This window comes from Dactylosporangium sp. NPDC049140 (assembly GCF_040648435.1).
This window is the reverse complement of record NZ_JBEZDS010000012.1, coordinates 63,570-77,140: the sequence shown is the minus strand read 5'-3', so window position 1 is coordinate 77,140 and position 13,571 is coordinate 63,570. Positions and strand designations below refer to the sequence as shown.

General features: G+C 72.6%; 9 protein-coding genes. 5 read left to right on the top strand and 4 right to left on the bottom strand.

Annotated features, from left to right (window positions below; genetic code table 11):
- Positions 1-13: 13 nt before the first annotated feature.
- Positions 14-850 carry a nitrilase-related carbon-nitrogen hydrolase gene (locus tag AB0B76_RS21315; protein ID WP_360377640.1) on the bottom strand — a complete coding sequence of 279 codons (837 nt, stop codon included), beginning with the start codon at positions 848-850 and terminating at the stop codon, positions 14-16.
- Positions 851-1,028: 178 nt separating this feature from the next.
- On the opposite strand from AB0B76_RS21315, the gene AB0B76_RS21310 reads away from it, so the two are divergent.
- The 3 genes from AB0B76_RS21310 (at position 1,029) to AB0B76_RS21300 (ending at position 6,527) form a co-directional block, all read left to right on the top strand.
- Complete coding sequence (locus tag AB0B76_RS21310) at positions 1,029-2,393, top strand: aminotransferase class I/II-fold pyridoxal phosphate-dependent enzyme (RefSeq protein ID WP_360377637.1); 1,365 nt, start codon at positions 1,029-1,031, stop codon at positions 2,391-2,393.
- Between the two features lie 128 nt (positions 2,394-2,521).
- Positions 2,522-5,620 carry a carbohydrate-binding protein gene (locus AB0B76_RS21305; protein ID WP_360377635.1) on the top strand — a complete coding sequence of 1,033 codons (3,099 nt, stop codon included), beginning with the start codon at positions 2,522-2,524 and terminating at the stop codon, positions 5,618-5,620.
- A gap of 145 nt (positions 5,621-5,765) precedes the next feature.
- Complete coding sequence (locus AB0B76_RS21300; protein WP_360377633.1) at positions 5,766-6,527, top strand: SGNH/GDSL hydrolase family protein; 762 nt, start codon at positions 5,766-5,768, stop codon at positions 6,525-6,527.
- Here AB0B76_RS21300 and AB0B76_RS21295 read toward each other — a convergent pair.
- The gene (locus AB0B76_RS21295; protein ID WP_360377630.1) at positions 6,513-8,798 is read right to left on the bottom strand and encodes a hypothetical protein; all 2,286 of its coding nucleotides are present in this window, start codon (positions 8,796-8,798) and stop codon (positions 6,513-6,515) included. The two genes, AB0B76_RS21300 and AB0B76_RS21295, sit on opposite strands and share 15 nt — an antisense overlap.
- A 203-nt stretch (positions 8,799-9,001) precedes the next feature.
- Positions 9,002-10,105: an acetate kinase gene (locus AB0B76_RS21290; protein ID WP_360377628.1), complete on the bottom strand. Its 1,104-nt coding sequence runs from the start codon at positions 10,103-10,105 to the stop codon at positions 9,002-9,004.
- A gap of 18 nt (positions 10,106-10,123) precedes the next feature.
- Here AB0B76_RS21290 and pta point away from each other — a divergent pair, with 18 nt between their 5' ends.
- Both pta and AB0B76_RS21280 read left to right on the top strand, forming a co-directional pair.
- Positions 10,124-12,163: a phosphate acetyltransferase gene (pta, locus tag AB0B76_RS21285; RefSeq protein WP_360377625.1), complete on the top strand. Its 2,040-nt coding sequence runs from the start codon at positions 10,124-10,126 to the stop codon at positions 12,161-12,163.
- 33 nt (positions 12,164-12,196) lie between these two features.
- Positions 12,197-12,547 (top strand): VOC family protein, encoded by a 351-nt coding sequence (locus AB0B76_RS21280; protein ID WP_360377623.1) that lies wholly within the window; start codon positions 12,197-12,199, stop codon positions 12,545-12,547.
- A gap of 6 nt (positions 12,548-12,553) precedes the next feature.
- Here the strand turns inward: AB0B76_RS21280 and AB0B76_RS21275 are convergent, their stop codons facing one another.
- Complete coding sequence (locus tag AB0B76_RS21275; RefSeq protein ID WP_360377621.1) at positions 12,554-13,282, bottom strand: M23 family metallopeptidase; 729 nt, start codon at positions 13,280-13,282, stop codon at positions 12,554-12,556.
- Between the last annotated feature and the right edge of the window lie 289 nt (positions 13,283-13,571).

Below are 13,571 nucleotides of genomic sequence, written 5' to 3'. Positions count from 1 at the left end.
CGCTGCGGAGCGATCACGGCTGCACCAGCTCCCCGTAGGCGTCCGGCCGGCGGTCGCGGTAGAACTGCCAGCGGTCGCGGACCGCGGCGAGCAGGTCGAGGTCGAGGTCGCGGACGATGAGCTCGGGGTTGTGCGCGTCGCCGACCTCGCCGACGAACTTGCCCTCGGGGTCGACGAAGTAGCTGGTGCCGTAGAAGTCGTTCTCGCCGAGGTCCTCGATGCCGGTGCGGTTGATCGCGCCGATGAAGTACTCGTTCGCGACGGCGCTGGCCGGCTGCTCCAGCTGCCACAGGTACGCACTCAGGCCGCGGCTGGTCGCCGACGGGTTGAACACGATCTGGGCGCCGTTGAGCCCGAGCGCGCGCCAGCCCTCGGGGAAGTGGCGGTCGTAGCAGATGTACACGCCGACCTTGCCCACGGCGGTGTCGAAGACGGGGTAGCCGAGGTTGCCGGGGCGGAAGTAGAACTTCTCCCAGAAGCCCTTCACCTGGGGGATGTGGTTCTTGCGGTACTTGCCCAGGTATTTGCCGTCGGCGTCGACGACGGCCGCGGTGTTGTACAGCACGCCGGGCTGCTCCTGCTCGTACATCGGCAGGATCATGACCATCCCGAGCTCGGCCGCGAGGGCCTGGAAGCGCTCGGTGGTCGGGCCGGGGATCGACTCGGCGTACTCGTAGTAGGCGGTGTCCTGCACCTGGCAGAAGTACGGGCCGTAGAACAGCTCCTGGAAGCAGATGACCTTGGCGCCCTGGGCGGCGGCCTGCCGTGCGTAGTCCTCGTGCGCCTTGATCATCGATTCCTTGTCGCCCGTCCAGTTGGTCTGGACGAGGGCGGCGCGGATGATCGTCATGGCTGCCCCTCTCTGGTCGGTCCACAGTGGCCGGTGGCGGGGATGTCGTCCGGCGGCAGATGACCTTGTATCGGGTCGGATGCCGTAGGACACTAACGACACAAATCTAGGCGGACAATGGTCCGAGCGTTACAGAATGTTTCGGAGATGTAATTTGCTAGCGCTGATCACCGGAGCGGTGGACGACCGGTCGGCCCGGGGCATCGCGGCGGCCGTCAGCCGCCTCGTCACGGCGGGGACGCTGCCCGCCGGCACCCGCCTGCCCACCGTGCGCGACGTCGCCCGCGAGCTCGGGATCAGCCCGACCACGGTCAGCGAGGCGTGGCGCAGCCTGGCCCGCGCGGGCGCCATCCAGACCCGGGGCCGCTCCGGCACGTTCGTGTCCGGTCCTTCGGCGCCGCGCCAGCGCCTGCGGTACGCCCAGCTCGGCACCCGCGTGGGTGAGCTGCGCGGCGGCCTGCTGCGCGACTACTCGACCGGCGTGCCGGACTACGACCTGCTGCCGAGCCTCACCGAGGCCCTCAAGCGCATCGGCGACGCCCGGCTGACCACCTCGTACCTCGACGGCGCCGTGCTGCCGGGCCTGGAGGAGGCGCTGCGCGGGCGCTGGCCGTACCCGCCCGAGCAGATCACCGTCGTCGACGGCGCCATGGACGCGCTCGACCGCATCGCCGGCGTCGTGGTCCGCTTCGGCGACCACGTGCTCGTCGAGGACCCGGCCTTCCCGCCGACCCTCGACCTGCTGGAGACGGTCGGCGCCACCGTCGTCGGGGTCGGCCTCGACGAGCACGGCCTGCGCCCCGACGCGCTCACCGCCGCCCTGGCCGGCTGCGAACCGGTCGCGCTGTTCCTGCAGCCGCGCGCGCACAACCCGACCGGCGCCAGCATGACCCAGGCGCGCGCCGACAAGCTCGCCCGCATCCTGGCCCGCCACCCCGGCGTCACCGTGATCGAGGACGACCACGCCGGGGCGATCGCGACCGCGCCGCCGGTGAGCCTGGGCCGCCGCCTGCCGGACCGCACCGTGCACGTCGTCAGCTTCTCCAAGAGCCACGGCCCCGACCTGCGCCTGGCCGCGATCGGCGGCCCCGCGTCGGTCGTCACCGCCGTCACCGACCGGCGGCTGCTCGGCCCCGGCTGGTCGTCGCGACTCCTGCAGGCCGTCCTGGTCGAGCTGCTCACCGACCCGGCGACGGTACGTCAGGTGGCCCACGCCCGCGACGAGTACGCCCGCCGCCGCACCGCCCTGCTCGACGCCCTCGACGAGCGCGGGGTCGCGGCCACCGGCGCGGACGGGATCAACATCTGGATGGCCGTGGCCAATCAGCAGGTTGCGCTGCTCACGCTGGCGGCCCATGGGGTGGCGGTCGCGCCCGGCGCGCCGTTCGAGGTGCGTCACCTGGACTCCGACCATGTGCGGATCACCGCGGGGCTGGTTCGGGACGGCTTCACGGAGCTGGCGGACATCCTCGCGGAGGCGGCCGGCGGCGAGCTGCGCGGGAGCGGCCCGCGCGCCGCGACGCACCCGCGCGGCTGGCGCTGATCGCGGCCTTGACCGCATCCGAACCGCGCGCCTAACATCGACAACTGTTAAATAGTAAGACTCTTTAACAGTCGACCTTCGCTGTCGGATGCCCGTGCACGCAGACCGCTTGTCACCCGGGAGGCGTCATGCTGCTCAAAACTCGAACCGGTTCCTGGCTACAACTGCTCGTCGCGGCGACCACGGCCGTCGCGCTGGCCGGCAACGGCGCGGAACCTGCCCTGGCCCGCCCGCCGGCGGGCATGCAGCGGGCCGCCGTCCAAGTCTCCGCCGCGCCCGGCACGCCGACCGCGATCCCCGGCTTCGCCATGCGGTCGTCGGGCCGCACCGCCGACACCGGCGGCACGATCTCGCGGCCCGGGTACGCGACCTCAGGCTGGTACGCGGTCTCGGCCCGCTCCACCGTCCTCGCCGGCCTGCTGCAGAACGGCGTGTACCCCGACCCGTTCTACTCCACGAATATGCGGTCGATCCCCACCGCGGACTTCACCGTGCCGTGGTGGTACCGCGCGGACTTCACGCTCGGCTCCGAGACCGGGCTGCACACGTTCGTCGACGTCACCGGCGTGCTGTCCAAGGCCGACGTCTGGGTCAACGGCACCCAGGTCGCCACGAGCGCCACGATCGCCGGCGCCTACACCGACCACGAGCTGGACCTGACCGCGATCGTCCACAGCGGCGTCAACAGCGTCGCCATCAAGGTCTACCCGAACGACCCCGACCGGGACCTCACGATGGGGTGGATCGACTGGGTGCAGACACCGCCGGACAAGAACATGGGCATCGTCCGCGACGTGACGCTGCGCCGATCCGGCGCGGTGGCGCTGCGCAACGCCCACGTGGTCACGCGGCTCAGCACGCCGGCGCTGGACCGCGCGACGCTTACCGCGAAGGCCGACGTGCGCAACGACTCCGCCGCCGCGATCACCGCGACGGTCTCCGGCAGCGTCGCCGGCACCGCCGTGTCGCAATCCGTGAGCCTGGCCGCGCACGAGACGAAGACGGTCACCTTCGGCCAGGTGACGCTGGCCGATCCGCAGGTCTGGTGGCCGGCCGGCATGGGCGGGCAGCCGCTGTACGACCTGAACCTGACCGCGTCGGCCGGCGGCACGGCCAGCGACGCCGGGCACCAGCGGTTCGGCGTTCGTGACGTGCAGGCACCGCTGGATGCGAGCGGGCACCGGCGGTACACCATCAACGGACGCCCGTTGCAGATCCGCGGCGGCGGCTGGTCGCCGGACCTGTTCCTGCGGTGGAATCCCGGTTATGTAGAGGACAAGCTGCGCTACGCGCTCGACCTCGGGCTCAACACGATCCGCCTGGAGGGGCACATCGAGGCGGACGAGTTCTTCGACCTGACCGACCGGTACGGCATCCTCACGCTGCCCGGCTGGGAGTGCTGCGACAAATGGGAGGGCCAGGTCAACGGCGACGAGCCCGGCGACGTCTGGACGTCGGCCGACTACCCGATCGCGAAGGCGTCGATGGCCGCCGAGGCCGCCCGGCTGCGCGGCCACCCGAGCGTCATCTCGTTCCTCATCGGCAGCGACTTCGCGCCCGACGCGACAATCGAGAAGAACTACCTGGACGCGCTGACCGCCGCCGACTGGCCGACCCCGGTCATCGCCGCGGCGTCGGACAGCTCGGCTCCCCGGACCGGCCCGTCGGGGATGAAGATGACCGGGCCGTATGAGTGGATCCCGCCGAACTACTGGTACGACAAGGCGCACTCCGACAGCGGCGGCGCCTGGGGCTTCAACTCCGAGACCAGCGCCGGCCCGGACGTGCCGACCATGGACACGCTCAACCGGATGATGTCCGCCGGGGAGCTGAGCGCGCTGTGGCAGAACCCGAACGCGACGCAGTACCACCGCTCGCCGTCGGACACCTTCAACACGCTGAAGATCTTCGACAACGCCATCACCGGCCGCTACGGGGCGCCGACCGGCCTGGACGACTACGTACGCAAGGCGCAGCTGGCCCAGTACGAGAACGTCCGGGCGCAGTTCGAGTCCTACCGGCGCAACTTCACCGACTCCTCGAACCCGGCCGGCGGCGTCATCTACTGGATGCTCAACAGCGGCTGGACCTCGCTGCACTGGCAGCTGTTCGACTACTACCTGGACCAGAACGGCGCGTACTACGGCGCCAAGAAGGCCAACGAGCCGCTGCACGTGCAGTGGTCCTACGACAATCGCTCGGTCGTCGTGGTCAACCAGCGGCACGGCCCGGCAAGCGGCCTGACGGTCAAGGTGAACCTGTACAACCCCGACGGCACCGAGGTCTACGCCCGGACGGCGGCGACCCCGACGGTGGCGGGCGACGGCGGGCGGGCCACCGCGCTGACCGTGCCGTCGTCGATCAGCGGCATCGCCGGCACCTACCTCGCCAAACTCGTGCTGCTCGACTCGTCGGGCGCCGAGGTCAGCCGCAACGTCTACTGGCTGTCGACCGCGCCCGACACGGTCGACTGGGCGAACAACGACTGGTACTACGCGCCGACGACCAGCTACGCCAACCTCAAGGGCCTGTCGGGCATGGCCCAGGCGCCGGTGTCGGCGACGGCGGCGTCGAGCGCGGCGGGCGGCACCACGACGACGACCGTCACGCTGCGCAACACCTCGACCGGCAAGACGCCGGCGTTCTACGTGGACGCGCACGTGATCGGCGCGGCCGGCAAGCCGGTGCTGCCGATCCAGTGGGACGACAACGAGATCAGCCTGTGGCCGGGCGAGTCGAAGACGCTGACCGCGACGTACCGCACGAGCGACCTGGCCGGCGCGGCCCCGTCGGTGCGGGTGTCGGGCTGGAACGTGGCGACCCGGACGGTGCCGGCGACCGGGGCCGTGCGGTACGAGGCGGAGAACGCGACGATCGCCCAGGGCACGGTCGCGACCAACCACACCGGCTACTCGGGCACCGGCTTCGTCGACTACACCAACATCGCCGGCGGCTACGTCCAGTGGTCGGTGACCGCACCCACGGCGGCGGGCACCGCAGCGCTGACCTTCCGCGTCGCCAACGGCACGACCGCCAACAGGCCGATGGACATCGCCGTCAACGGCACCGTCGTCGCCGCCGGCGTCGCCTTCAACCCCACCGCCGACTGGAACACCTGGCAGGACGTGACCGTGACGGTACCGGTGACCGCCGCTACCTTCACCGTCCGCGCCACCGCCACGACCGCCGGCGGAGGACCGAACGTCGACTACCTCAGCGTCCACTGAGCTCCAGAGGGCGCGGGCCTCAGCTCCGCCACCGTCGTGTGCGCCCATACGTGACGGGCACGACAATCAGGGCCCGCGCCCCGGCCGCCCGTGACGTCTCTGGATGATGCTGGTCTGGGCAGCACGCGGCGGAGGGGGACAAACCGTGCGGTACGTGGCGATCGGCGACAGTTTCACCGAGGGCATGGGCGACGAGCGGACGGACGGTACGCCGCGTGGCTGGGCCGACCTGGTCGCGGCCGGGCTGGCGGCGGCGACGGGCGAGGAGGTGCAGTACGCGAATCTGGCCATCCGCGGCCGTCTCCTGGGCCCGATCCTGGACGAGCAGCTGGGTGTGGCCCTGTCCCTGGCCCCGCCGCCGACGCTGCTGTCCCTCAACGGCGGCGGCAACGACATGATGCGCCGCGGCACCGACATCGAGCATCTGCTGCGGCTGACCGAGTCCGCCCTGCAGCGCACGACGGCGGCCGGTGTACGGATGCTCCTGCTCAGCGGCGCGGACCCGTCGGAGCATCTGCCCATGGGCAAGGTCATCCACCGCAAGGGCACGATCCTGTCGGCGGCGGTCCAGGAGCTCACAGCGCGCTACGACAACGTCGTGTTCGTGAACGTGTTCGGCGACGAGGAGGTCCGCCGCGCGCCGTACTGGTCCGGGGACCGCCTGCACCTGAACTCGGCCGGGCACCGGCGGGTGGCGGGGCTGGTGCTGACCGCGCTGGGCCACCCGACGGCGGCGCATCAGGTCGAGGCGGGGCTGGGCTCGGCGCGGGGGCTGCTGGCGGAGGCGCGGTACTACCGGGAGCACGTGCTGCCCTGGGTGAGCCGGCGCCTGCGGGGCCGCTCCTCGGGCGACGGGCGAGCGGCCAAGTACCCGACCTGGACGCCGGTGGGTTCAGCGACCGGCTGACACCGACGGCGAGGGCCGCGGCGGCGACGGCGGCGCGGGCGCCTGATTGGCGATGAGCGCGGCGGCGGCCGCCCCGGCCAGGGCGGTACCGAGCGCGGTGACCACCGTGAGCACGACCGTCCCGGCGGGGGCCGCGAGCGTGGTGGCCCGGCGCAGATCGCGGAGCCGGTTCCATCCGACGTCGGCGAGCACGGCGAGGCGCCGCTCCCACAGCAACCCCAGCACCACGAAGAACACGAGCACCTGGCCGGCGCGCAGCAACAGCGCGATCACCAGCTGGCGCCCGCTGGCCGTGACGTGCGGGTCGGCGAGGACCGGCAGCAGCTCGGCCACCAGCACGACGGCCGCGAGGTTGAGCGCCTTGGGGAGCGGCCCGTTGCCCCGAAGCAGCGGATAGCAGTACCCGAACAGGGCCGCGAACACGGGCCACCGCAGCAGGTGCCGCGCCGTGTCGGCCAGTCCGAGCAGCGTGAGGTCGGCCGCCGAGCGGTCGTCCTGCTGCAGCAGCGCGACCACCTCGTAGATGATGAGCAACGCCGCCGCGGGAGCGGCGTACCCGACCGCGGCGAACGCGTTCAGCGTCGGCGCGCGCCCGGCATCGGTGGTGAACGCGTCGCCGACCGCCACCCCGTCGATGGGTTGCCCGCCGCGCGCGACGGCCTCGTCGAGCCGCTGCTGCGCCCCGTCGTAGGCCTCGATCGCCTCGGGCTCACCGGCCAGCCGGGCCCGGCCGCCACGGTATACGTCCGCCGCCGCGATGCGCAGCATGCGCCGCCGCAACTCGGCCCGTACCAGGCGCCCGTGCGTCCCGGGGGAGACGAGCCGGGCCCGCGGATCGCCCTTCGGCAGCAGCACCACCAGCCCGCCCCACAACGCCCCGATGGCCGCGACGTGGGCCCAGCTGAACGGCGCGGGATCGATGGCGACGCCCAGCGCCAGCGCCACGGCCGCGGGGGCCATCCCCCGCTCGCGCAGCGCCCCCGGCTCGCGGCCGGCCCGCGCGAGCAGCCCGGCCAGCGTCCCGATGAGCACCAGACCGGCAAGCGTCCGCGACTGCGTCCCCAGGCTCTGCCAGGTGAACCCGGCGTCCGGTCCCCCGCGGAAGGTCGACACCGGCTCCAGGGCCAGCCGCACCGGCCGCACCAGCAGCAGGGCACCGACCGGCAGCACCGCCGCGAGCCACCACAGGGAGCGGCGCAGCACCAGCGGCACGCCGAACAGCAGCGCCCAGACCAGCCCGATCGCCATCGCCGCGACCTCGCCCTCGGCCGGCCGGCCGACGAAGAGGTAGCGCGACAGCCCGAGCGCGACGGCGACCCCGGCGAACGCGGCGGCCGCGCCGGCCAGGGCCGCCCGCCGGAGGAGGAGCGCGGTGGCGAACCCGGCCGCCGGCGGTCCGAAGACGAGCGCCCATCCGGCCAGCGCGGGCAGGGTGTGCCCGTACAGTCCGGCCGGAATCAACGCCACGCCGGCCGCCGCCGCCGCGGCGACCGTGAGGTCACGGGCGCGCGGCCGGACGATGCCGGCGGCCCACGGCACGGCCAGCAGGAGCAGCGGCATCGCCACGCAGAACAGGGCGAAGCCGACCCGGCCGACCACCTCGACGTCGGCCCAGATCATCACCGAGCCGACGACGATGCACGCGAGCACGAAGATCGTCGCGACGTTCGCCAGCCGTCGCGTCGGGCCGCGGCGGATCGCCGCGACCGCGAGCCAGGGCAGGAGCAGGGCCAGCGACCAGGCGAACCACCCCTGCCGCAGCGACTCGACGACCACGTACAACCAGCCCGACGTGCCGCCGGAGTCCGCGCCGGCCTCCACCGCGGTCGCGGACGTGTCCGAATCGAGCCGGATCTCGATCGCCTCGGCGCCCGTGACCGTCACGTGCGTGGCGTCCTGGTCCTGGACCTCGCCGCCGCGCACGGCGAGGATCGTGCAGCCCCGCACCTCGAGACGGACCGTGCGGTGCACGGTGGCCGGCGCGCCGAGCGATGAGGGCACATCGTCGAAGCCCACCGCGAAGGGTGGGCCGGCACGGACCACGTAGCGCCACGACACGTGCGTCTCGCTGCCCGGACCCGAGGTCTGCACGATCACTCGGCTGTCCACCCACGGGCCGCCCACAACTCGGGCGGCCAGCTGCTGGCCGCCGACGTCACCGATGCGGATCAGCGGGATCAGCGGATCGCCCGGCCGTAGGGTCACGTCGTAGGCCGCGCTGACCTCGGCCGCACCGTCGTCGGCGCGCTGCACCACGAGGTCGACGCGCACCTCGCGCGGCGGGTGGGGAGCCGACAGCCAGGCCGGCTCGTCGAACTGCAGGACACCGCCCGGCTCCGAAGGGGCGTAGCGGCCCGATACTACGCCGCCCGGCTCCGCGGCCCGGTCCGGCGACCACGAGCGCGGTCAGGGCCACCAGCAGACACGCGAGGCCACCGAGACGGCGCAGGAGCATCGATGCATCATGCCAGATCTCAGAGTACGAGCGCGGCCGTCTGCTCGGCGATCGCGTGCTCCTCGTCCGTCGGTACCACGCACACCGCGACCCGCGCACCGTCGGGGCTGATGATGCGCTCGTTCGCCTCGTTGCGCGCCGCGTCCACGGTGATGCCCCACGACTCCAGGCCGCTCAGCGACGCCGCCCGCACGGCCGGGGCGTGCTCGCCCACCCCCGCCGTGAACACGATCGCGTCGAGGCGGCCCAGCACGGCGTGGAAGGCGCCGACGTACTTGCGGATGCGGTGGCAGTACACGTCGAAGGCAAGCGCCGCCGCCTCGTCGCCGGAGGCCCGGTGCTCCAGCACGGTGCGCATGTCGTTCACGCCGGCCAGGCCGAGCAGGCCCGCGTGGCGCTGCAGGGTGTCGTCGACGGCGGCGAAGTCCATCCCGGCCACGCGGTGCAGGTAGGCGGGGACGGCCGGGTCCAGGTCACCCGAGCGGGTGCCCATGACCAGGCCCTCCAGCGGGGTCAGGCCCATCGACGTGTCGACGCTGCGCCCGCCCCGCACGGCGGTGGCGCTGGCGCCGTTGCCCAGGTGCAGCACGACCAGGTTGAGATCCTCCAGGGGGCGGCCCAGCAGGTCGGCGGCGCGCGCGGACACATAGGCGCACGAGGTGCCGTGAAAGCCGAAACGCCGGATGTCGTACCGTGCGGCAAGTTCGCGATCGATCGCGTACGTGGCCGCGGCGGGCGGGATCGTCGCGTGGAACGCGGTGTCGAACACGGCCACGTGCGGCACCGCCGGGAGCTTCGCGCGGGCCGCCTCGATGCCGGTGATGCCGCCGGGGTTGTGCAGCGGGGCCAGCGGTACCAGCTCGCGCACGGTGTCGAGCACCGCGTCGTCGACGACCACGGGCGCGTGGAAGCGCGACCCGCCGTGCACGATCCGGTGCCCGACGGCCTCGATCGCGGCGGCGTCGAGGCCGTCGAGCACCTGTTCGAGCGCGGCCGCGTGGTCGGGTACGCCGCCCGGCTCGCCGATCTTCTCGATCAGGCCCCGCTCCCCCGCCGCCGGGTCGGCGAGATCCACGACACGAAACTTCACCGACGAGGAGCCGCTGTTGAGCACGAGGATCATGCCAGGCAGACTATCGCCGTGGCCCGCATCGTGTACCTCGTCGAGCACGGACCCGACTCCGGCAAGTCGGCCGTGGCTCTCGGACTGGCCGAACTGCTGTCGCGCAAGGTGCCGCGGATCGGTGTTTTCCGGCCCGTCGCTCCCGCGTCGGAGGACGTTCTGCTGGAGTTGCTGCGCTCGCGGTACACGATCGGGGACGACCGCCTCTACGGCGTGACGTATCCGGAGGCGGCGGCGATGCTCGCGGCCGGACGCGCCGAGGAGCTCGTCGGGCAGGTCGTCGAGCACTTCCGCCTGGTCTCGCAGCAGCACGAGGCGGTCGTGGTCATCGGCACCGACATCGACGACGACCTCGCGTTCAACGCCCGCCTGGCCAACGAGTTCGGCGCGGTCGTGGTGTCGGTCGTCAACGGCAGCGGAGCCGACGAGTCCACATTGGACTCGATGGCCCGCCAGGCCTACCACGCGCTGGCCGACCTCGACGCGACGGTCGCCGCCGTGGTGCTGAACAAGACCGTTTCGGCGGTACCCGCGCCAAAGCTCCCGGTGCCCTGCTTCGTCATCCCGGACGTGCCGACCGTCGGCGCGCCGACCGTGGCCGAGGTCGCCGCCCAGCTCGGCGCGAGCGTGGTGACCGCCGGCGGCGACCGGGACGCGGCGCTCGGGCGCGACGTGCTCGACTATGTCGTGGGGGCGGCGCAGGTGCCGGCGGTACTGGGCCATCTCACCCCCGACTGCCTGCTCATCACGCCCGGGGACCGGGCCGACCTGCTCGTGGCCGCGGGCGCCGCGCACGCGTCGGGCCTGGTGCCGCTGGCCGGGATCGTGCTCACCCTCGGCATCGCGCCCGACCCCGTCGCGCTGAGCCTCTTCGAGCGGCTCAACCCCGGGCTCGCGGTGCTGTCGGTACCGTCGGGAAGCTACGACACCATCGCGTCGTCCACGCGCATGGAGCACCGGCTCAGCGCGGCCAACCCGCGCAAGGTCGAGGCCGCCCTGGGCGCGTTCGAGTCCAATGTGGACACGGCCGCGCTCGCGGACGTGCTGGAGCTGACCGCCTCGGCGCGGGTGACGCCGCTGATGTTCGAGTACGACCTCATCGACCGCGCCCGGGCGGACCGGCGGCGCCTCGTGCTGCCCGAAGGTACCGAGGAGAGAATCCTGCGCGCCGCGGACATCCTGCTGCGCCGGGGCGTCGCCGACCTGACCCTGCTCGGCGATCCCGCGGCGATCCGGGCCAAGGCGCGGGACCTGAGCCTCGACCTCGGCGCCGCGGAGATCGTCGACCCGGTCACCAGCCCGCTGCGGGAGGAGTTCGCGGCGACCTACCGCGACCTGCGGGCGCACAAGGGCGTCACGTTCGACCTCGCGCGCGACGTCGTGGCCGACGTGTCGTACTTCGGGACGCTCATGGTGCAGCTCGGGCACGCCGACGGCATGGTGTCGGGCGCGACCCACACCACCGCGGCCACGATCCGCCCGGCCTTCGAGATCATCAAGACGGTGCCGGGGCTGAGCGTCGCCTCCAGCGTGTTCTTCATGCTGCTGCCCGACCGCGTCCTGGTGTACGGCGACTGCGCGGTGAACCCCGACCCCGACGCCGAGCAGCTGGCCGACATCGCGCTCTCCTCGGCCGGCACCGCCGCGCGCTTCGGGGTGACCCCGCGCGTGGCGATGTTGTCGTACTCCACCGGCACCTCCGGCTCCGGCGCCGACGTCACAAAGGTCGCCGAGGCCACGGCCATCGTCCGCGCCCGGCGCCCGGACCTGCCGGTCGAGGGCCCGATCCAGTACGACGCGGCGATCGACCCCGCGGTGGCCGCGACCAAGCTGCCCGGGAGCCCGGTGGCCGGCCAGGCGACGGTGTTCGTGTTCCCGGACCTGAACACGGGCAACAACACGTACAAGGCGGTCCAGCGCTCGGCGGGCGCGGTGGCGGTGGGCCCGGTGATGCAGGGCCTGCGCAAGCCGGTCAACGACCTGTCCCGGGGCGCGACGGTGAAGGACATCGTGAACACCGTCGCCATCACCGCGATCCAGGCGCAGGCCACTTCTTAGTTTTTTGTCATACCGGTGGGGCACGATGGGGGGATGATTGCGAGACTCTCGTCAGTCGTGCTCGACGCTTCGGACCCCCATGCCCTCGCGCGGTTCTATTCGGAGCTGCTCGACCTGCCGATCACGAAGGTCGACGGCGACTGGATCGACATCGGCGACGGCGGCAGCCGGATCAGCTTCCAGCACGCGCCGAACCACATCCCGCCGCAGTGGCCGGACCCGAACTACCCGCAGCAGCTCCACCTGGACATCTGGGTCGACGACATCGACGCCGCGGAGTCCAAGGTCCTGCGCATGGGCGCGCAGCTGCTCTCGACGAAGGAGGCGGGCTTCCGGGTGTACAGCGACCCGGCCGGCCACCCCTTCTGCCTGGAGCACAGCTGAGCCGCCCTACGGATCGGCGGTGGCCTTGGCCGGGCAGCCGTTCTTCTGCTGCCACGCCTCCAGCTCGGTGACCGGGGACTTCTCCTTGCCGGCCTTCCACGCGTCCAGGTAGGACCAGGGCCAGATCACCCCGCGGCGGGTCCACCAGTCGCCGGTCTTCGCGCACGCCGGGGAGAGCCCGAAGTGGATGTGACAGGCGCTGGCGTCGCCGGTCCGCCCGACCTTGGCCACCGGCTGCCCGGCCTGGACCACCGTGCCCGCCGCGATGCCGTCGTCGATGACGGAGAAGTGCGACATGTAGTACCGCGCGCCGTCGTTACCCAGAATCGACACCGACAGTCCGCCGCGCGAGGAGCCCTCGTTGACCTTGGCCGTCCAGGTGTCGACCTTGGTGACCTCCAGCACGGTGCCGTCGACCGGGGAGAGCGCGTTGAGGCCGCAGCTGGCGATGATGTCGCTGGCCGGGTAGTCGTGGTGGTCGTGCGAGTAGGAGCCCTTGCCCTGCAGGGGGAAGGCGTGCTTCGTGGTGCCCTTGGGGACGGCGCCGGCACCCTCGGAGGCCAGCCCGGCGTTACCGGGCGCACCGGAGGCGGCCGCGCTGGACACCTGACGGCCGGGCGACTCCGCGGCGGCGGGGGCCTGACCCGCGGGGGCCGGATCGCCACCACAGGCGGCCGCACCGAGGGCGACGACCAGCAGGGCGGCTCCGGAGAGACTCAGGCGAAGGGCAGACATCGCCCGCCACCCTACGCGCCGCCGGCAAGCGCGCCCAAGCCGCCGCCCGGCCACGGATCGGGACCCGTTCGACGGCAGCCCTCGACCACCGGTGCGGACCTCTCACCATTCCGGCGCCGCCGCCCGGCGAGCACTCCCTCTCCCTTCAGCCTCTCACCAATCCCGGCCCGTCGGCCCGGCCGGCGCGCCCTCTCTGCTCAGCCCTTCACCAATTCCGGCCACCTCGGCCCGGCCGGCGCGCCCTCTCTGCTCAGCCCTTCACCAATTCCGGCTACCTCGGCCCGGCCGG

Coding starts and splice junctions, on each gene's coding strand:
- AB0B76_RS21315 (WP_360377640.1), bottom strand. CDS start 850: ATGACGATCATCCGCGCCGCCCTCGTCCAGACCAACTGGACGGGCGAC.
- AB0B76_RS21305 (WP_360377635.1), top strand. CDS start 2,522: ATGCTGCTCAAAACTCGAACCGGTTCCTGGCTACAACTGCTCGTCGCG.
- AB0B76_RS21290 (WP_360377628.1), bottom strand. CDS start 10,105: ATGATCCTCGTGCTCAACAGCGGCTCCTCGTCGGTGAAGTTTCGTGTC.
- AB0B76_RS21280 (WP_360377623.1), top strand. CDS start 12,197: ATGATTGCGAGACTCTCGTCAGTCGTGCTCGACGCTTCGGACCCCCAT.
- AB0B76_RS21275 (WP_360377621.1), bottom strand. CDS start 13,282: ATGTCTGCCCTTCGCCTGAGTCTCTCCGGAGCCGCCCTGCTGGTCGTC.